The organism is Bordetella sp. BOR01, assembly GCF_019218885.1.
Taxonomy (GTDB): domain Bacteria; phylum Pseudomonadota; class Gammaproteobacteria; order Burkholderiales; family Burkholderiaceae_B; genus Bordetella_A.
Genome location: NZ_JAHUWT010000005.1, coordinates 286,156 through 304,676 on the forward strand (window position 1 = coordinate 286,156; position 18,521 = coordinate 304,676).

18 protein-coding genes are annotated in these 18,521 nt (G+C 65.8%); 9 read left to right on the forward strand and 9 right to left on the reverse strand.

Annotated features, from left to right (window positions below; translation table 11 throughout):
- The first annotated feature begins 6 nt into the window (after nt 1-6).
- The 3 genes from KW845_RS26745 to KW845_RS26755 are packed head-to-tail and all read left to right on the forward strand — an operon-like array spanning nt 7 to nt 3,389.
- Nucleotides 7-984 (forward strand): tripartite tricarboxylate transporter substrate binding protein, encoded by a 978-nt coding sequence (locus tag KW845_RS26745; protein WP_218372432.1) that lies wholly within the window; start codon nt 7-9, stop codon nt 982-984.
- 39 nt (nt 985-1,023) lie between these two features.
- Nucleotides 1,024-2,406: an MmgE/PrpD family protein gene (locus KW845_RS26750; RefSeq protein ID WP_218372433.1), complete on the forward strand. Its 1,383-nt coding sequence runs from the start codon at nt 1,024-1,026 to the stop codon at nt 2,404-2,406.
- Nucleotides 2,403-3,389 carry a D-2-hydroxyacid dehydrogenase family protein gene (locus tag KW845_RS26755; RefSeq protein ID WP_218372434.1) on the forward strand — a complete coding sequence of 329 codons (987 nt, stop codon included), beginning with the start codon at nt 2,403-2,405 and terminating at the stop codon, nt 3,387-3,389. The genes KW845_RS26750 and KW845_RS26755 overlap by 4 nt, the downstream gene beginning before the upstream one ends.
- A gap of 25 nt (nt 3,390-3,414) precedes the next feature.
- Here the strand turns inward: KW845_RS26755 and KW845_RS26760 are convergent, their stop codons facing one another.
- From KW845_RS26760 to KW845_RS26790, 7 genes are all read right to left on the reverse strand, one after another.
- Nucleotides 3,415-3,879 carry an OsmC family protein gene (locus KW845_RS26760; RefSeq protein ID WP_218372435.1) on the reverse strand — a complete coding sequence of 155 codons (465 nt, stop codon included), beginning with the start codon at nt 3,877-3,879 and terminating at the stop codon, nt 3,415-3,417.
- Nucleotides 3,880-3,886: 7 nt separating this feature from the next.
- On the reverse strand, nt 3,887-4,630 hold the full coding sequence (locus tag KW845_RS26765; RefSeq protein WP_218372436.1) for a GntR family transcriptional regulator: 744 nt from the start codon (nt 4,628-4,630) through the stop codon (nt 3,887-3,889).
- A 93-nt stretch (nt 4,631-4,723) separates the two neighbouring features.
- Nucleotides 4,724-6,331: an MFS transporter gene (locus KW845_RS26770; RefSeq protein ID WP_218372437.1), complete on the reverse strand. Its 1,608-nt coding sequence runs from the start codon at nt 6,329-6,331 to the stop codon at nt 4,724-4,726.
- A gap of 32 nt (nt 6,332-6,363) precedes the next feature.
- A complete protein-coding gene (locus KW845_RS26775) occupies nt 6,364-7,182 on the reverse strand; it encodes a phytanoyl-CoA dioxygenase family protein (RefSeq protein ID WP_218372438.1) in 819 nt (272 codons plus the stop codon).
- Between the two features lie 57 nt (nt 7,183-7,239).
- Nucleotides 7,240-8,751: an NAD-dependent succinate-semialdehyde dehydrogenase gene (locus tag KW845_RS26780; RefSeq protein ID WP_218372439.1), complete on the reverse strand. Its 1,512-nt coding sequence runs from the start codon at nt 8,749-8,751 to the stop codon at nt 7,240-7,242.
- 298 nt (nt 8,752-9,049) lie between these two features.
- Nucleotides 9,050-9,745 carry a GntR family transcriptional regulator gene (locus KW845_RS26785; RefSeq protein WP_218372440.1) on the reverse strand — a complete coding sequence of 232 codons (696 nt, stop codon included), beginning with the start codon at nt 9,743-9,745 and terminating at the stop codon, nt 9,050-9,052.
- A complete protein-coding gene (locus KW845_RS26790) occupies nt 9,742-9,891 on the reverse strand; it encodes a hypothetical protein (RefSeq protein ID WP_218372441.1) in 150 nt (49 codons plus the stop codon). The genes KW845_RS26785 and KW845_RS26790 overlap by 4 nt, the downstream gene beginning before the upstream one ends.
- On the opposite strand from KW845_RS26790, the gene KW845_RS26795 reads away from it, so the two are divergent.
- The 4 genes from KW845_RS26795 (at nt 9,890) to KW845_RS26810 (ending at nt 12,972) form a co-directional block, all read left to right on the forward strand.
- Entirely contained in the window at nt 9,890-10,327 is a 438-nt protein-coding gene (locus tag KW845_RS26795) for a carboxymuconolactone decarboxylase family protein (RefSeq protein WP_218372442.1), read from the forward strand. The genes KW845_RS26790 and KW845_RS26795 overlap by 2 nt on opposite strands.
- Nucleotides 10,328-10,336: 9 nt before the next feature.
- Nucleotides 10,337-11,227, forward strand: coding sequence for an amidohydrolase family protein (locus tag KW845_RS26800; protein WP_218372443.1), 891 nt, complete (start codon nt 10,337-10,339; stop codon nt 11,225-11,227).
- Between the two features lie 35 nt (nt 11,228-11,262).
- Nucleotides 11,263-12,234 (forward strand): tripartite tricarboxylate transporter substrate binding protein, encoded by a 972-nt coding sequence (locus KW845_RS26805; protein ID WP_218372444.1) that lies wholly within the window; start codon nt 11,263-11,265, stop codon nt 12,232-12,234.
- A gap of 117 nt (nt 12,235-12,351) precedes the next feature.
- Entirely contained in the window at nt 12,352-12,972 is a 621-nt protein-coding gene (locus KW845_RS26810; protein WP_218372445.1) for a hemolysin III family protein, read from the forward strand.
- A 53-nt stretch (nt 12,973-13,025) separates the two neighbouring features.
- Here the strand turns inward: KW845_RS26810 and KW845_RS26815 are convergent, their stop codons facing one another.
- Both KW845_RS26815 and KW845_RS26820 read right to left on the reverse strand, forming a co-directional pair.
- Entirely contained in the window at nt 13,026-15,080 is a 2,055-nt protein-coding gene (locus KW845_RS26815; protein WP_218372561.1) for a TonB-dependent siderophore receptor, read from the reverse strand.
- Nucleotides 15,081-15,295: 215 nt separating this feature from the next.
- Nucleotides 15,296-15,832, reverse strand: a complete 537-nt coding sequence (locus KW845_RS26820) for a MarR family winged helix-turn-helix transcriptional regulator (RefSeq protein WP_218372446.1) — start codon at nt 15,830-15,832, stop codon at nt 15,296-15,298.
- A 130-nt stretch (nt 15,833-15,962) separates the two neighbouring features.
- Here KW845_RS26820 and KW845_RS26825 point away from each other — a divergent pair, with 130 nt between their 5' ends.
- A complete protein-coding gene (locus KW845_RS26825; RefSeq protein WP_218372447.1) occupies nt 15,963-16,925 on the forward strand; it encodes a Bug family tripartite tricarboxylate transporter substrate binding protein in 963 nt (320 codons plus the stop codon).
- A gap of 16 nt (nt 16,926-16,941) precedes the next feature.
- The gene (locus KW845_RS26830; RefSeq protein ID WP_218372448.1) at nt 16,942-18,510 is read left to right on the forward strand and encodes a sulfatase-like hydrolase/transferase; all 1,569 of its coding nucleotides are present in this window, start codon (nt 16,942-16,944) and stop codon (nt 18,508-18,510) included.
- The last annotated feature ends 11 nt before the right edge of the window (nt 18,511-18,521 follow it).

The window sequence follows — 18,521 nt, forward strand, 5'->3', positions numbered from 1 at the left end:
ACAACCATGCATCGCCGTTCATTCCTGCTGGGGGCGGGCGCAACCGCCATTGCCCTGCCTTCCATGTCGTACGCGCGTGCGGGTTATCCGCAGCGCCCCATCACATACATTGTTCCCGTGGCGCCGGGCGGCGGCAGCGACTACGTGGGCCGCACCGTGACCAATGCCTGGGCCGATGTGCTGGGCACGCAGTTCATCGTCGAGAACCAGGGCGGTGGCGGCGGCGTCATTGCCTGCCAGCGCGCCATGCGCGCCGACCCCGACGGCTACACGCTGATGCAGGGCTATGTGGCCACGCTGGCCACCAGCCCGGCCACGCGCAAAGTGCCCTATGACCCGGTGCGCGACTTCACGCAGGTCGGCATGATAGGCGGCACGCCCAATGTGCTGGTGGTCAACGCCAAATTGCCGGTAAAGAATTTCCAGGAATTCGTGGCCTATGCCAAGCAGCGAGGCGACGCCATGAACTACGGATCGGCCGGCGCCGGTTCGCTGACCCATTTGTTGATGGAGCTGATGCAGCAGCACGCTGGCACGAAGATGGTGCACATTGCATATAAAGGCATCTCGCCCGCGTTCACGGACCTGATCGCCCAGCAGACCCAGGCCATGTTTCCGGGCCTGGCGGCGGCGGTACCGCACTTGCGTTCGGGCACCGTGCGCGCCCTGGCGCTGACTGGCGAGCACCGCAATCCGGGCTTCCCGGACGTGCCCACCTTCAAGGAGCTGGGCGTGTCCGGCTTCGATGACGTACTGCAATGGTATGGCGTGTCGGGCCCGGCCGGCGTGGATGCCGGCGTGGTGCAGGTGCTGAACGACAGCTTGAACAAGGCGCTGGCGCGGCCCGAACTGCGCAAGCAGCTGGACATCGAGGCCATCGATCCCATGCCGATGAGCCCCGCCCAGTTCGCCGACTATGCCAAGCGCGATTTCGAGCGCTGGGCCCGCCTGGCGAAAGAGCAAGGCATCAAGCTGGATGCCTGATTCCATTCCTTTCACTTTCTTTGAGACGCAGAAACACTCATGGCTTTGAATACTCAGGTCGATGCCGACCGCAATGCACCGCCCGTCACCCGCATCCTGGCCGAATACGTCGTCAACCATCCGTCCCGCGGCTGGAGCGACGAGGTCGAACACGAGGCTCACCGTACTTTCATGAACTGGCTGGGTTGCGCCGTGGGCGCGGCGCGCCACGAAGCCGCCGATGCCGCGCTGCAGGCCGTGCAGGTGCTGCAGCCGGCGCCCCAGGCCACGGTACTGGGCCGGGCCGAACGCGTGGACATCGGCAGCGCGGCGCTGGTCAACGGCATCACGTCGCATACCTTCGATTTCGACGATACCCACCTGAAAACCATCATCCATCCGGCCGGCCCGGTGTGCTCGGCCGTGCTGGCCCTGGCCGAACACACCGGCGCCAGCGGCCGCCAGATCATCGATGCCATCGTGCTGGGCATCGATGTGTCATGCCGCGTGGGCAACACGATCTATCCCCATCACTACGATCGCGGCTGGCATATCACCGGCACCACCGGCGGGCTGGGCGCGGCGGCCGCGTGCGCGCGGCTGCTGGGCCTGGATGTGCAGCAGACCACCATGGCGCTGGGCATCGCGGCATCGCAGCCGGTGGGCCTGCGCGAACAGTTCGGCACCATGACCAAGCCGTTCCACCCGGGCGCGGCGGCCCAGGCCGGCCTGATGTCGGCCTTGCTGGCGCGTGCCGGCTTCACCGCCAGCCCGCGCGCCATCGAAGCGCCGCGCGGCTTCGCCCAGGTGGTTTCGACCAAGTACGACTGGAACGAAATCACCGACGAGCTGGGCCAGCGTTTCGAGATCTCGTTCAACGCCTACAAGCCGTTTGCCTGCGGCATTGTCATCCATCCCAGCATCGACGCATGCGTGCAACTGCGCCAGCAGGGCGTCACGCCGCAGAACCTGGAACGCATCGACCTGAAGGTGCATTCGCTGGTGCTGGAACTGACCGGCAAGAAAGAGCCGGCAGACGGCCTGCAGGGCAAGTTCAGCGTCTACCACGGCTGCGCCGCCGGCCTGATTTTCGGGCGCGCGTCCGAAGATGAATACGCCGACGACATCGTCAACCGTCCCGACGTGGTCGAAGTCCGCAGCAAAGTGCAGGCCACCATCGATGACACCATCGGCGAGGCCAGCGTGATCGCCGAGGCGATACTGACCGATGGCCGTACCGTGCGGGTGCATGTCGAGCACGCCATCGGTTCGCTGCAGCACCCCATGACCGATGCCGACCTTGAGGCCAAGTTCCGCGGCATGGCCGATGCCATCCTGGGTGCCGACCAGGCCCGGCAGCTGATCGCCGCTTGCTGGCAACTGGGCCAGGCCGCCGACGCCGGCCTGGTGGCCAGGCTGGCCCGCGCGGGCGACGCGGCATGAGCGGCAAGCCGCGCATCGTCGTGCTCGACGATTGGGAGAACGGCCTGCGCACGCTGGTGGACTGGTCCGCCATCGGCCTGCAGGCCGAGCTCGATATCCATGCCCGGGCGCTGACGGGCGCGGACTTGCTGGCCGCGCTGCGCCCGGCCACCTGCGTGGTGCTGATGCGCGACCGCACGCCCATGACGGGCGAGTTGATGCGGCAGTTGCCCGGCCTGCGCCATATCGTGTTCACCGGCACGCGCAACAAGAAGCTCGACCTGCAGACGGCGGCCGACCTGGGCATCCAGGTCAGTCATACCGACTGGGGGCCGTCCAAGGCCAGCACTTGCGAGATGACCTGGGCCCTGATCCTGGCGGCGGTGCGGCATCTGCCGTCGATCGCGCTGACGCCGGCGCGCACGCTGTGGCGCGATGCCGGCGCCACGCCGCTGCTGCCCGCCGTGCTGCAGGGCGAGCGCCTGGGCCTGATCGGGCTGGGCCAGATCGGTGCGCGCGTGGCGGCGGTGGGCAAGGCGCTGGGAATGGAAGTCGTGGCCTGGAGCCCGCACATGACCATGGAGCGGGCCGCCCAGCATGGCGTGCAGGCCGTGGCTTTGGACGAGCTGCTGTCCACCTCGCGCGTGGTCAGCCTGCACCTGGTGCCGGCCGACGGCACGCGCGGCCTGCTCGACCGCGAGCGCCTGGCGCTGATGCGCGCCGACAGCCTGCTGGTGAATACTTCGCGCGCCGAACTGGTCGACATGGACGCCGTCGTGCAGGCGCTGCGGGCAGGGCGCCCGGGCTTCGGGGCTTTTGATGTGTACGACACCGAGCCACTGCCTGCCGGGCACGCCCTGCTGTCGTTGCCCAATGTATTGCTGACGCCGCACTATGGCTTTGTCAGCGCGCCGGTGTATCGCGAATTCGCGATGGGTGTGCAGCGCAACCTGCTGGCCTGGCTGGCGGGCGAGGCGGTGCCGAATACGCTGGCCGCGGCCTGAATGCCCGGGCGCCGCGGCTTGGCGTTCAGGGTTCGATGACAGTGTCGATGACCGTGCGCACCGAGTTGGCGATAAAGCACTGCGCGTGCGCTTCGTGGTGCAATGCCTGCTCGGTGGCGGCGTCCGGCGCGGTGTCGCGATAGGCCACGCGCGGATGCAGGGTGACGCGGCTGATGTATAGCTGGCCCTGCTGGTTTTTTTCCATCAGCCCTTGTGCGCGGTCGCGGTAGCTGTCGACCGCGTAGCCGCGCTTGGCCGCTATGAACAGGAAGACCAGCATGTGGCAACTGGACAACGAGGCCACGTAGGCTTCTTCCGGATCGACATGCGCGGCCACCGAGTACGGCAGCGGCACGATATGGGGCGAAGATGACGCCGCCACGTCGGCGCCGCCGTCGAAATGCCAGGTATGCGCGCGGCTGTAGCGCTGGTCGGTGAAGGTTTCGTGTGCCTGGCGCGACCAGGAAACCGTGGCCTCGATATCGATCATGGGGTTCTCACAGCTTGCTGCGGGTGTAGATTTCGGAATATCCCAGCTTGATGACTTCGGTGATCTGGTCCTGGCGGCGCGCGATATGCGATTCCAGCAAGGTGACCAGCGCGGCTTCATCGCGCGCTTTCAGTGCCTCGATGATGCTGATGTGCTCGGCCTGGGTGTAGGGCCGCCTGCCATTGCGCATGTCGATCCAGCGCACGTACTGGATGCGCGCATTCACATTGGCCAGCGCACGCACGAATTCTTCGTTGCGGCCAAGGCGTGCCAGCCGCATGTGGAAATCTTCGTCCAGCGCCAGCAGTTCGGCCGAATCGGAATCGTCGGGGATCGAGGTATCGCGCAGCGTGATCGCCTCGAGGTCGTTGATTTCTGCGTCGGTGGCGCGCTTGCAGGCCAGGCGTGCAATGGCGGTCTCCAATCCCAGCCTGTACTCGTACAGGTCGAACACCTGCTTGGCATCCAGGGGGCGGCTGGTGAAGCCCTTGTTGGCGGTACGTTCCAGGAAGCCCTCGACCATGAGTTGGTTCAGCACTTCGCGCAGCGGTGTGCGGCTGACTTCCAGCCGCTTGGACAATTCGATCTCGTTGATGCGCTCGCCCGGCTTGAACTCATAGGTGGCAGCCATGTTCTTGATGCGTTCATAGATGGCCGACGAACTGAGCGAGGTGCGCTTGCGCGGCGCCGGCGCGTCGGGATCGAGTGCGTCGTCGGGGGCGAGCGCGGCGCGGGTACCTGCCTGGGTCATTGTGAGTCCGATAATGTGTATACCGAACTGTATTATATCCAGGCCCTTCAGGTACCCGCCGGCAGGGGCCGGGCCGCGCGGCGCCGCAAGGCTTTATCGGTCGAGTTTCCAACCCCGGGTCTCGGGCAACAGGAAGGCGGTTACCAGAATCGAGATGACTGCCACGACGATAGGGTAGTACAGGCCGGCGTAGATATCGCCGGTAGTCGTGGAAATCAGCGTGGCGAAGTACAGCGCGAAGCCGCCGAAATAGCCGGTGCCGATATGGTAGGCCATCGACATGCTGGAATAGCGCACCCGGGTGGGAAACAGTTCGACCAGGTAGGCGCCGTTCGGCCCGTACACCACGCACCCTATCACCACCAGCAGCCAGATCAGCACCACCACCATGGGGCGGTTGATCTCGGCCTCGTCCGCCTTCGCCGGGTAGCCGGCTTCACGCAAGAGGCGGGTGATGGCGGCCGGGTCGGCACCATCGACGCCGGCGCCCGCGGCCTGGACCGTGGCGCCTGGCGCCGATGCAGGCACCAGTGTATAGGGCACGCCGGCCGTGTTCAGTTGTTCGCGGGCTCGTTCGCAGGCGTTGTCGGGCGCCGAGAACATGCGCAGGCGGCATTCCGACGAAACCAGGGTGACGGGGGCGGCGGCGATGGCCCGGTCCAGCGCGGGGTTGGCGAAGTGCGTCAGGCCTTTGAATATCGGCATCACGGCCAGCACGCCTACGATGAAGCCGCCGATGATCACGCGCTTGCGGCCCCAGCGATCCGACATCCAGCCCGCCACCACGAAGAACGGGGCGCCCAGCAGCAAGGCCAGCGCCACCAGGGTGTAGGCGGTGGTCGGATCGACCTTCAGCCACTTCATCAGGAAAATGAGCGCGAAGAACTGGCCCGTGTACCAGAGCACGGTAACGCCGGCGACCGTACCGAACAGGGCCAGCAGCACGAACTTCAGGTTGGCCCAATTGCCGAACGCGTCGCGGATGGGTTGCCGCGACGTCTTGCCTTCGGCTTTCATCTGCAGGAAGACCGGGGATTCATTCAGCTTGGCGCGAATGTAGATCGAGACGCCCAGCAAGAACACCGAGAACAGGAAGGGAAGGCGCCAGCCCCAGTCGGTGAATTGTTCGGGCGTGGTGGCGCTGCGGGTCAGCGTCACCACCAGCAGCGACAGCAGGAAGCCCGCCGTCGCGGTGAGCTGGATCCAGCTGGTGTACAGGCCGCGCTTGCTGTCCTCGGCATGCTCGGCCACGTAGGTGGCCGCTCCGCCATATTCGCCTCCCAGTGCCAGGCCTTGTATGCAGCGCAACAGCACCAGCAAGGCGGGGGCCCAGGCGCCGGCGGTAGCGTAGGTGGGCAGCAGCCCCACCCCGATGGTGGAAATGCCCATCATCACAATGGTGATCAGGAAGGTGTACTTGCGGCCTACCAGGTCGCCCAGCCTGCCGAACACCAGCGAGCCGAACGGCCGAAGTACCAGTCCAACCCCAAAGGTGGCCAGGCTGGCCAGGAACGCCGCCGTCTGGCCCATGCTGGGCGGAAAGAACAGGGGCGCCAGCACGGCCGCCAGCGCGCCATAGATGAAGAAGTCGTACCACTCGAAGGCGGTGCCCAGCGAGGCGCCCCAGATGACCTTGCGCATTTCTCCCGCGCGTTCGCCCTCTGCGGGCCGATTGTTCAGACTGCCTGCCAGCGTTTCCATGTTTTCCCCAGGTTCTGGTCGTGACGATGCTTTCAGGCGGGCAACAGGCCGCGCGCATAATCGGCCAGGCTGTTGTCGTTGATTTCCTGCAGCAGGTAGGGCGCCGGGTTCATGATGTAGGCGTTCTTGTGCTGCCGGGTGGCCTTGCCGGAGGGACGATTGCCGTCGCGACTGTAAGCGAAATAAAGGTTGCGCCGCCCTTGCGTGGAATGGTTTTCCTTGGAGCTGTGCACCAGGTTGCCGCAGAACAGCACCACCGTGCCGGCCGGGAAAGTGCATTCGTAGACCGGAGTCTGCGCAAAATGCGCTTCCATGTATTCGTCCGGCACGATGTGCAGCGGATAGCTGGTGGTGGTGGTGTCGTAGAAGGCCTGGATCAGCCCATGCTTGTGCGAACCGGGCACGAAGCGCAGCGGGCCGTTGTCGGGCGTCGAGTCGTCCAGGGTGATCAGCGCGGTCAACATGTCGCGGTGTCCGCCGTACGGCAGGCCATCGTGCACCCAGCTCGCGTAGTCCTGGTGCCACTGGAAGATGTCGCCCTTGCCGGCAGCCTTGTAGTTCAGGCGCGACTGGTGCAGGTAGGTGGGCCCAAGCAGTTGCTGGATGGCGCCCAGCAGGCGGGGCAGCCGATAAGCGCGCCCGCAGGCCTCGGAGTCGAGCTCGACGGCCCAGGCGGCCCGCACGGTGGTGCCGTCTTTCTCCAGCACGTTCGCTTCGGGATGGCCGCGCTGGTCGCTGTGCAGGATCAGTGCGTCTTCCTGCAGGGCGCCCAGTTCGGCGGGTGTGAACAAGTCGCGCAGTACCAGAAAGCCGTTTTCGTCGTAGAAGTGGATTTGTTCAGCGGTCAACATGACAAGCGTCCTTGAAAAAGAGGGGTGAAAGGGCTGCAGCCGTGTGGATCTGGCCGCCTATAAAGCCCCGATGGTGATCTGCTTGGTTTCCAGGAATTCATCGATGCCGTGGTGTGCGCCTTCGCGCCCGATGCCGGACTGTTTCACGCCGCCGATGGGTACCGCCTCGGATGAGATGACGGCTTCATTGATGCCTACCGCGCCCAGTTCCAGGCGTTCTGCCATGCGCAGCGCCCGGGCCAGGTCCCGCGTATAAAAATATCCCGCCAGTCCGTAGCTGGAATCATTGGCCAGCGCCAATGCTTCCTCTTCGGTGTCGAACGCCAGCAGCGGCGCGACCGGGCCGAAGGTTTCTTCGTGGCAGATGCGCATGTGCGGCTTCACATCCAGCAGTACCGTGGGCTGGAAGAACAGCCCGCCGCGCTCGTCCGGTGCGCCGCCCACCACTGCGCGCGCGCCCTTGGCCAGGGCGTCGGCCACATGCTCGGATACTTTGTCGACGGCCTTGCTGTTGATCAGCGGCCCCTGCGTTACGTCCGGCTGCAGGCCCGGCCCGACCTGCAGGCTGCGTACCCGCTCGATCAACTTGGCCGCGAAGGCGTCGTACACGGTGCGTTGCACCAGGATGCGGTTCGCGCAGGTGCAAGTCTGGCCCATGTTGCGGAATTTGCTGGCCAGGGCGCCATCGGCGGCCCGGTCCAGGTCGGCGTCTTCGAACACGATCAACGGCGCGTTGCCGCCCAGCTCCAGGCTGACTTTCAGCACGTTGTCCGCCGCAAGCCTCATCAGTTGCTTGCCGGTGCTGGTGGAGCCGGTGAACGACAGTTTCCGCACACGGCTGTCCGCCAGCAGCGCACGGCCTGTGTCGGCCACGTTGTCACGCGTGCACAGCACCAGGTTGATCACGCCATCAGGTATGCCGGCCCGCTGGGCAAGCACGCACAGGGCGATGGCCGACAACGGGGTTTCTTCAGAAGGCTTGAGCACGATGCTGCAGCCGGCTGCCAATGCGGGCGCGCACTTGCGCGTGATCATGGCGCTGGGAAAGTTCCACGGCGTAATGGCGACCACCACTCCCACCGGCTGGCGCAAGGTCAGTACGCGCCGGTCGGCACTGTAGGTTTGCAGGACTTCGCCGTGAATGCGCTTGGCTTCTTCCGCATACCAGGCCACGAAGCTGGCGCCGAACAGCACCTCGCCGCGCGCCTCGGCCAAGGGCTTGCCTTGCTCGCGTGTCATCAGCAAAGCCAGGTCATCGACGTGGGCCAGGATCTGGGCGTGCCAGGCCATCAGGCGCGTCGCGCGTTCCTTGGCGGGCAGGGCGGCCCAGGCCGGCTGTGCCCGGCTGGCGGCCTGTACCGCTTTCCGCACCCCCGGCCCGGACGTGGCGGCCAGGCTGGTCAGCCGTTCGCCCGTAGCAGGGTCGGCCACATGCAAGAGAGGGCCCGCGTCAGGGCATTCCCACTGCCCGTCGATGAAGCCGCCGGCGCGCAGCAGTTCCGGGTCTTTCAATTGATCGGTCAGCGGTGATTGCGCCAGGGGGGCAGGCGGGGCTTCTACGGTATTCATCAGTTCCAGGCTCCAGTCAGAAGTGCATCATGTAGTGAATAATATTCTGTGTACAGTTTGACTCAATCCGGGATAACCCGCATGCGAACGCACCGGCGCGGATCGACGCGTGGGCGCGATTGCAGGCAAGACGTGGATTGGCGAGGGGATCGGAGCGGTGGGGCGGCCCGCGGCATATAGCCCCGCGCAGGGGGCCGAAGGGGCTTTGCTCAGTAGAAGCAGGGGAGCGGGCAGCCTGGTGCCAGCCGGCAGCCACCGGAGCGGCAGCATGCGGCGACGGGGCGTGCCGGACTGAATGTCAGCCGGCGGGCGCCTTGGCCAGCACGGTCATGACGTTACGGCCGGTGCGCTCGAGGTGGCGGGTCAGTATCTGGGCGGCCAGCGTCTCGTCGCGTGCCATGGCGGCCTCGAAGATGGCCTGGTGTTCGGCGGGCACGTTGGCGTCGGGCGCATGGCGCGCCAGGAACAGGCGGCGGTAGCGGTCGCTCAGGTCATGCAGGCTGCCGCAGAAGCGCAGCAGCAGCGGCATGTCGCAGGCCGAGAACAATGTCAGGTGAAAGGCCCGGTGGGCTTTTTCCCAGCCTTCGGCGCGCTGCCCATCGCTTTCCAGGCGATGCAGCCGGTGGTAGGCCGCCACCAGGGCGTCTTCCCAGGCATCGTCGCCGCGCCGCAGCGATTCTTTCAGCGCGGTGATTTCCAGCTGGGTGCGCAGCACCGTGACTTCGCGCAGGTTTTCGGCCGACACCGGCGTGACCTGGTAGCCGCGCTGGTCGGTGATCTGCACCAGGTCTTCGGCCGCCAGCCGCGTCAGCGCTTCGCGCAGCGGGCTGAGGCTGACATCGTAGGCGCGGCGCAGCTCATCCAGGCGCAGGCGCGTGCCGGGCGGATAGGTGCCGTCCAGGATCGCGGCCCGGATCTGGATGGCGACCGATGCCGTCAGGGACGGGCTGGCCGGGGGCTTGGGCGCGCCGGAAGAAGCCGGGGTGTTTTTCATGCGGCGTATTGTAGCGCCTGGCCTAAATAATCGATTACAAACCATAAAATCGATTTTTTATTGACTTTACGAACTGCTTCGTCAACCATACGCAGGCTGCGCGGCATTTCGCCGGCGCGGTGCGACTTGAAGAAGGAATCCCGCATGTCCGCATCCCGCATTGATGCCGGCGTTGCCGCCCAGGCCATGGGCACGCCGCGCGACACCGCCGCCCTGCAACGCCAGGCCGACAGCTATCGCCAGTTGCTGGGCTATCTGCCGCCGCGGGTCGAGGCCCGCTTGCTGGTCACCGGCGCGCTCGATCCCGCCTTGGTGGAAATGCAGGAACAAGTGCGCGCGCATGCGATGAATCCGTCGTGCTTCGATGCCAAGACGGCGCAGTTGATGATCTTCGGCATGCTCATGGTCGAACTGAGCGACGCGGCGGTCATTCACGGCATCGCCGCGCGCCGGGCCGGCGCCAGCTGGGAAGAGATGCAGGCGGTGATCAGCATGGCGTATCTGTTTCGCGGCGTGTCGGCCGCGAACCGCGGCGCCGATGTGCTGGCCCGCATCGCCGAACGCGAAGCGCAAGACAGCTGAGGCGCCGCCATGCACGCGTGCCCCGGCCCCGACCGCCATACCCGCCCGCCGCGCTTTCGCATGCCTGCCGGCGCCTGCGATTGCCACGCGCACATTTTCGGGCCCCAGGCGCGGTTCCCCTATTCGCCCGAACGCAGCTATACGCCGCAAGACTGCACGGTGGACGATTACGTGCAACTGCTGGCCACGCTGGGCATCGACCGCGCCGTCATCGTGCATGGCGGCGCCCATGGCACTGACAACGCCGCCACGCTGGACGCACTGCAGCGCATGGGCGCGCGCGCCCGCGGGGTGGCGGTCATGCCGCCGGGCCGCCCGCGGGCCGAGCGCCAGCATATGCATGCGCTGGGCATGCGCGGCTACCGCCTGTCTACCGTGGTGGGCGGCGGCGTCGGCTTCGACCAGCTAGAGGCGCTGGCTGCCGAGGCGCAAGAACTGGGTTGGCACCTGGTGCTGCACTTCAAGCATGCCGATGAACTGGTGGCGCTGCTGCCCCGCCTGCAGGCGCTGCCTGTCGATATCGTGCTGGACCACATGGCGCGCATACGCGGCGATGAAGGGGTGGACAGCCCGCCGTTCGCCGCGCTGGCGCGGCTGATGGACACGGGCCGGGCCTGGGTCAAGCTGGCCAGCCTGTACCGGCTTTCGGCGCAGCCATACCCGCATGCCGACATGCTGCCCATGATCCATCGCGTGGCCGCAGGCTGGCCCGACCGCATTATCTGGGGCAGCAACTGGCCGCACCCCATTTGCGATGTTTCCATGCCCAACGATGGCGACCTGGTCGACCTGATTCCCTTGTGGGTGCCCGACCCGGCCGTGCAGCAAAAGTTGCTGGTGGACAACCCGGCAGCGCTGTACGGGTTCCAGCGAGCCATCGGCTCCATACAACAGCCATAACCATAACCAGAAGCAGGAAAACACGGAGACAAACCATGTACAAGCAAGCCTTGCGCGCGCTGGCCGGCCTATTGCTGGCCAGCATCGTGCCCGTTGCGGCGCAGGCCGCGGCTTATCCCGAGCGCGCGGTGACGATCATCGTGCCGTTCCCGCCGGGTGGCACCACCGATGTGGTGGCTCGCGTGCTGGCGGAAAAACTGTCGGCCCTATTCAAGCAATCGGTCATCGTCGAGAACCGGCAGGGGGCCGGGGGCAACATCGGCGCGGCCTACGTGGCGCGCGCCAAGCCCGACGGCTATACCTTGCTGGTATCCAGCGCGGGCCCGCTCAGCATCAACCAGCAGTTGTATGCCGATCCTGGCTACGATCCCATCCGCGATTTCGCTCCCGTGTCGCTTTTGGCGTCGGTGCCCATCATGCTGGCGGCCAATCCGAAGGCGCCTTTTGGCTCGGTGGCGGAACTGATCGACTATGCCAAACAACATCCGGGCGGCATCGCATACGGCTCGCAAGGCAGCGGCACCACCAGCCACCTGACGATGGAACTGCTCAAGCTGGAAGCCGGCATCGACCTGCAGCACATTCCCTATCGCGGCAGCGCGCCGGCGGCCACCGACCTGATCGGCGGACAGATCCAGGTCATGTTCGACAACTCGCCCACCACGTATCCGCAGGTGCAGGCCGGCACGATGCGGGCCCTGGGCGTGGCATCGGCCCAACGGGTCGACAGCATGAAAGGCATTCCCGCCATTGCCGAGACGGTGCCGGGGTTCGAGTCAGAAGCCTGGTTCGGACTGGTGGCGCCGGCCGGCACGCCCGACGAGGTGGTGCGCGACCTGAACGCCGCGGTGCGCCAGGTGCTGGCCGATCCGGCCGTGGTCCGGCGCTTCGATGAAGTGGGGGTGAAACTGGTGGGCGACACGCCGCAGGCCTTCGGCTTGTTCATCCGGGCCGAGATGGAGAAGTGGGGCAAGATCATCAAGGCCACGGGCCTGCGGCTGGGGTAGGGCGCCGGTCCGGGCCGCAACTGGCCTGGCCGCGCGGGCGGCGCGCCCGCAGTGACATCTTTGCATCACATATATCGTCTACAACCTGCAGTTGGGCCTCTACGGACGAACTGCACGATGTACTACGGCGAGCGATTCAACAGCACGAGTCATTTGGCAGGCTTGGTATTGGCGCTTGCCAGCGCCAGCCTGCTGATACCTCATGTCGTCGCCCGCTCGGACGACGGCTGGCATATTGTCAGTTGCGCGATTTTCACGGTGGCCGTCGTATGCGTCTACGCCACCTCGGTGGCGTATCACTGCGCGCGCGGCCCCGGCAAGGCGGTCTGGGAAAAACTGGACCATTGCATGATCTACCTGCTGATCGCAGCGACCTACACGTCGCTGGGCCTGATACCGCTCAGGCAGGAGTGGGGATGGCCCCTCACGGCTGCGGCGTGGACATTGGCACTGGCGGGAATAGCACGAGAAATCGTGGGCTGGCGCCGTCCAACCCGGCCCGCCGTGCCGCTGTATGTCGCCATGGGATGGCTGGGGTTGGCGGCCGCGGTGCCAATTGCCGATAGCCTTGCGCCGGCGAGCCTGGCGTGGCTGGTCGCGGGTGCCCTGTGCTATAGCGTCGGGCTGGTGTTCTATCGCCAGACAGGCCGCTGGGCGCACGCCCACGGCATCTGGCATCTGTTCGTGCTGGGTGGCACGGCCTGCCATGTCTTGATGGTATGGAGCTTTCTGAACTGAAGCCGCGCCCTGGCGTGCCCGGCCCCGCGGCCGGGCATCGTTTTTCTGTTGCTTCAGAACCGGTACGCCGCGCTCAGCATCACGGTGCGGCGCTGGCCGTAGAAGCAATCGCCGCGCCGCAGGCACGTGACCTCGTAGGTCTTGTCGGCAATGTTGTTGACGTTCAGCGCATAGCGCCAGGTGCCGCTGTCGTAGGCCAGCATGGCATCGAACAGCGTGACCGCAGGCGTCTCGGGCGCGCCGCCGTCGGTAAAGGCGCCCAGGTAGCGCACGCCGGCGCCAGCCGAGAAGCCCTGCATCCCGGCCACGGCGTAGCGGTACTTGCCCCATAGCGAAGCCATGTGCTTGGGCACGCCTTCCAGGGCAGGGTCGATGTCGGTGTAGATGTAGTTGGCGATCACGTCGATCTGCTTGGTCACGCGGCCGCGGAACTCCAGTTCTACACCGCGCGTCTCGGTCTTGCCGGCCTGCACCTGGTTATTGGGGTTGGACGGGTCCGGAGTCTGGCGGTTCTTCTCGCGCAGGTCGTACACGGCCGCGGTGAATTCCAGGTCCTGGTTGGGCGGCATGTATTTCAGGCCCAGTTCCCATTGCTTGCCGCGCATGGGTTTCCAGCGGCTGCTGTACACATCGGTGCCGGCGATGGGGGTGAACGATTCGCTGTAGCTCAGGTAGGGCGACAGGCCGTTATCGGCGGCATACAGCAGGCCGAAGCGCTTGGTGGTGGCGTTGTCGGTTTCGCGGTCGCTGCCTTGCACATCAGTCTGGGCACGGTCGTGGCGGATGCCTGCCAGGAAGATCCAGTTGCGATAGCGGATCTGGTCCTGGGCATAAAAGCCCAGCTGCTGCTGCGTGGTCTTGGGCGTATCGCTGGTCTCGTAGTCGGGAATATTGCCGTAGACAGGATGGTAGACGTTCAGCGGGCTGCCCATGCCGGAGCCTTCCTCGCCGGTTTCGCGGTAGCGGCTGTAGTCGGCCCCGAACAGCACGGTGTGCTCGGTGGCGCCCCAGTTCAGCTTGCCTTCCAGGTTCTGGTCGGCCAGCAGCGTGCGCATGCGCGGCTTGTGGACATACCAGTAACGGTTGAGCGTGGTCTGTTCGGGATCGATATACGGATTCTCGGTGTCCGAGTACGCATCAGGGTACATCGACTTGTAGTCGACCTTGCTGATGGTATTGCGGAAATTCTGGCGCACCGTCCAGCGATCGTTGAACTTGTGCTCGAACAGCCAGCCCAGGCTGAATTGTTCCGTGTCATAGGCATCGAAGCCCGGCTCGCTGACGAAGCGGCGCGTGGGCACCCGGCCGTTGGGGTTGTAGCTGACCGAGCCGTTCCATGGCAAGAATGATTGAGTGGTGCCGGCCTTGTCTTTCTGGAAATAGCCCTGCAGGGTCAGCGACGTGGCGGCGCTGGGCTGCCAGGTCAGCGACGGCGCCAGCATCAGGCGGTCGTCGGGCGCATATTGCACCTGCGTATCGCTGTCGCGGGCCACCGCCACCACGCGGTATAGCCACTGGCCGTCTTCGGTCACCGGTCCGGTCAGGTCGGCCTGTACTTCCTTGCGGTTGTTGTTGCCCACGATCACGCCGATTTCGTGCTGTGCCTCGGGCTGCGGACGCTTGCTGACCAGGTTGAGCACGCCGCCGGTACTGCCCTGGCCGTACAGCATGGAAGAGGGCCCGCGCAGCACCTCGATGCGTTCCAGCGCATAGATGTCGGTGCGCGGATTGTTGTAGCTGAAGAACTGGCGCAGGCCGTCCAGGTATTGCACCGGCTCGACGCCGCGCACGCGCACGTAGTCGGCGCGGTTGTCCACGCCGTAGGCATTGGGGCGCACGCCGGCCGCATAATTCAGCGCGTCCTGCACATTCTGCGCGCCCTGGTCGACGATCTGTTCGCGCGGGATCACCGTAATGGCCTGCGGGGTCTCGCGCAGCGCAGTGTCGGTCTTGGTACCGGTGGCGCTGCGTCGGGCCACATAGCCCGTGACCGGGCTGGTGGCGGTTTCCTGGCTGCCGGTGACCTGCACGGCAGGCAAGGTGGCAGCGGTGTCGGCCGTGGCGTCCTGCGCGCGGGCGCCGCAGGCGGCCAGGCTGGCGGCCAGCATGGCCAGGGTAAGAGTTGGCGCCTTGCGGGCGGACACTGCGCGCAAACGAGTTTTCAAGAAATCCCCGCGACGGTAGAAGATGATGACTTTGGTTTCAAGAATAAGAACGATTCTTGATCAAGTCGCGAATTATAGGGGATGACGCAGCGTCGTGGCAGGCCGTTGCGTAACGGCGGCTTGCCCACGGCCTGCCAGGGGCGAATGGCGCCCCGGCGCTAGGCCTGCGGCGGCCTGGGCGGCTGCCGGCGTGTGCCGCCCTGGCGCCTGCTGGCCTTGTCGACCACGACATTTTCGGTGGCCATGCGTGCGCCGCGCTGCGCCACCACTTGCAGCAGGCGCAGCAGCTGGCGTCCTTCGTCCGGGGTCAGGTCGGTCATCAGCAAGTCATTCAGGCGCGCGATTTCCGGCAGCATGGCCTGGTACAACGCCTGCCCGGCCGGGGTGGCCATGACATTCATGATGCGTTTGTCGTCCGCATCGCGCACCCGTTCGGCCCAGCCTTTTTCGCACAGCGTGCCCAGGGCACGCGAGGTGCGCACCAGGTCCAGCCGGGCCGTTGCCGCCAGTTCGGCCGAGGTCAGCGGGCCGTACTCGACCGCGGCGGCCAGCACGCGCCATTCGCGCCGGGTAATGCCGAATCGTCCTTCGCACAGCCGCACGAATACCGGGCTGGCCTGCGACCAGGCCTGGTACAGGCAATACATGGGCATATCCGCCAGGTGGGCGGGAGGTGGTGCGGGCATGCGGGGCATCGGGGTCTCCTGCCTGGGTTCTGTGCGTTTGTTTATGCCGATATTGGATTAGATCAACAAATCGCTCCATTGCTACAGTCTTTTACCTAGCCAACAACTCAGTAGAAAACTCAGGACAGGAGAGGACGACATGATCAAACGGATATCGGCCGCCTTGGCGGCATGCGTGGTGGCCGCTACGGCCTGGGCGGCCGCGCCGCTGGACGGCCCCTTGACGATCGTGGTGGGCTATCCGCCTGGCGGCAGCTCGGACCGTATCGCCCGGCTGGTGGCCGAGCGTCTGAAAGACCGGGTGGGCGTCTCGGTGATCGTCGAGAACAAGACCGGTGCCGGCGGCCGTATTTCCGCGCAGTTGCTGCGCAATGCCGAGGCGGGCCAGAATGTGCTGTTGCTGGGCAACCCCGCGGTGATGGTAGTAGCCCCGCTGGTCTACGCCGACCCTGGCTACGACGCTCAGCGCGATTTCAAGCCGGTGTCGCTGGTCAGCAACTACAAGTTCGCCCTGGCCGTATCGGCCGATTCGCCCCGCAAGGACATGAAAGCGCTGCGGGCCTGGCTGAAGGACAATCCCGACCGTTTCACCGTAGGCGTGCCGGCCACCGGCAGCCTGCCGCACTTCTTTGCGTTGATGCTGGGCGACGAAATCGGCCAGCAGGCCGAAGTGGTGGGATATCGCGGTTCAGGGCCGCTGATCAGCGAACTGATCGGCGGCATCCTGCCGCAGGCGATCGATACGCTGGACACCTTGTTGCCGCAGCACCAGGGCGGGCGTGTGCGCATCCTGGCCACCTCGGGCACCGAACGTGAAGCGACGCTGGCCGATGTGCCGACTTTCCGCGAAGCCGGTATCGACCTGGCGGCCGATGGCTGGAACGCATTCTTTGCGCCGGCGGCCATGCCGCAAGACAAGGTAGAGCGCCTGGCGCGCGACATCGCCGCGGTGATGCGCGAGCCCGCCATGCAAGAGGCGGTGCGTGCGGCCAGCCTGGAACCGGTGTCGGCCGATGCGGCGCAAACGGCGCAGGCCCTGGCGGCCTATCGCAAACAATGGGAACCCGTGGTGCGCGAATCCGGTTTCAAGGCAACCCAATAGCACGGAGCGGCATATCATGAGCCAGATCCAGAACGTGCTGTTCATCATGGCCGACCAACTGCGGGCCGACCATCTGGGCAGCTATGGACATCCCTATCTGCGCACGCCCAACCTGGATGCGCTGGCCTCGCGCGGCGTGCGCTTCGAGCGGGCATTCGTGAACTCCGGCGTGTGCGGGCCGTCGCGCATGAGCTATTACACCGGGCGCTATCCGTCCAGCCATGGCACCACCTGGAACCGCGTGCCGCTGTCGGTGGGCGAGGTGACGCTGGGCGAATACCTGGCGGGCCGCGATCGCGACCTGGTGCTGGTCGGCAAGAGTCATGTCATCCCCGACCAGGCCGGCCTGCAGCGGTTGGCCATCGACGGCGAATCGGAACTGGGTACGCTGCTGGCACGCGGCAGTTTTCGCGAGGCCGAGCGCTACGACGGCCATCACGAACCGGGCGACGAAAGCGGGTATCCGGCATTCTTGCGCCGCCATGGCTACGATTCGGCCGACCCGTGGTCCGACTACGTGATCTCGGCGGTGGACGCCAGCGGACAGGTGGTCAGCGGATGGCAGATGCGCAATACGCACCTGCCGTCGCGCGTGCGCGAGCCGCATTCCGAAACGGCGTACACCACTGACTGCGCCCTGGATTTCATGCGCAAGCGCGGCTCGCAGCCCTGGGCGCTGCACCTGAGCTATGTAAAGCCGCATTGGCCCTACATGGCGCCCGATCCCTACCATCGCATGTATCGCAGCGACCAGTGCCTGCCGGTGGTGCGTAACCAGCAAGAGCTGGCCGGCGCGCATCCGGTACTGCGGGCCTATCGCCAGCACGAGGAAAGCCAGAGCTTCGCGCGCGAAGAATGCGTGCGCACCGTGCGGCCCGTGTACCAGGGCTTGATCAGCCAGCTGGATACGCACCTGGGCCGCTTGTTCGACTACATGGAAGGTGCCGGGCTGATGCGCAACACGCTGGTCGTGTTCACGTCCGACCACGGCGATTTCCTGGGCGATCATTGGCTGGGCGAGAAAGAGCTGTTCTACGACGCCGTGCAGCGGGTGCCGCTGATCGTGATGGACCCCAGCGCCGCCGCCGATGCCACGCGCGGCCAGGTGCGGCAGCAACTGGTCGAAAGTGTGGATATCGTGCCGACCATCCTGCAGGCACTGGCCGTGCCGCAGGCCAGCCATCGGCTGGAAGGCCGCGCCTTGCAGCCCTTGCTGCATGGCGAGGCGGCCGGCACGCCTTGGCGCGATGCGGCGGTGTCGGAACTGGACTACAGCTTCCGCCAGGCGCGGCTGGCGCTGGGCAAGACGCCGCAGCAATGCCGCGCGTGGTCCGTGCGCACCGGGCGGTGGCGCTATGTGTGCTGGGGCGACGAACCCGAGCAGTTGTTCGACCTGGCCGACGACCCCGATGAATTCCAGGACCTGGGCACCAGCGATGCCCACGCGGCGGTGCGGGCCGAGATGCGGCAGCATTTACTGGAGTGGTCATTGCGCGCCAAGCGGCGCACCACCATGTCGGATGAGCAGGTGGAACGGTCCACCCATGCGCACAAGCGGGCGGGGATTTATTTCGGGCAGTGGTAAGGCCCACGCCC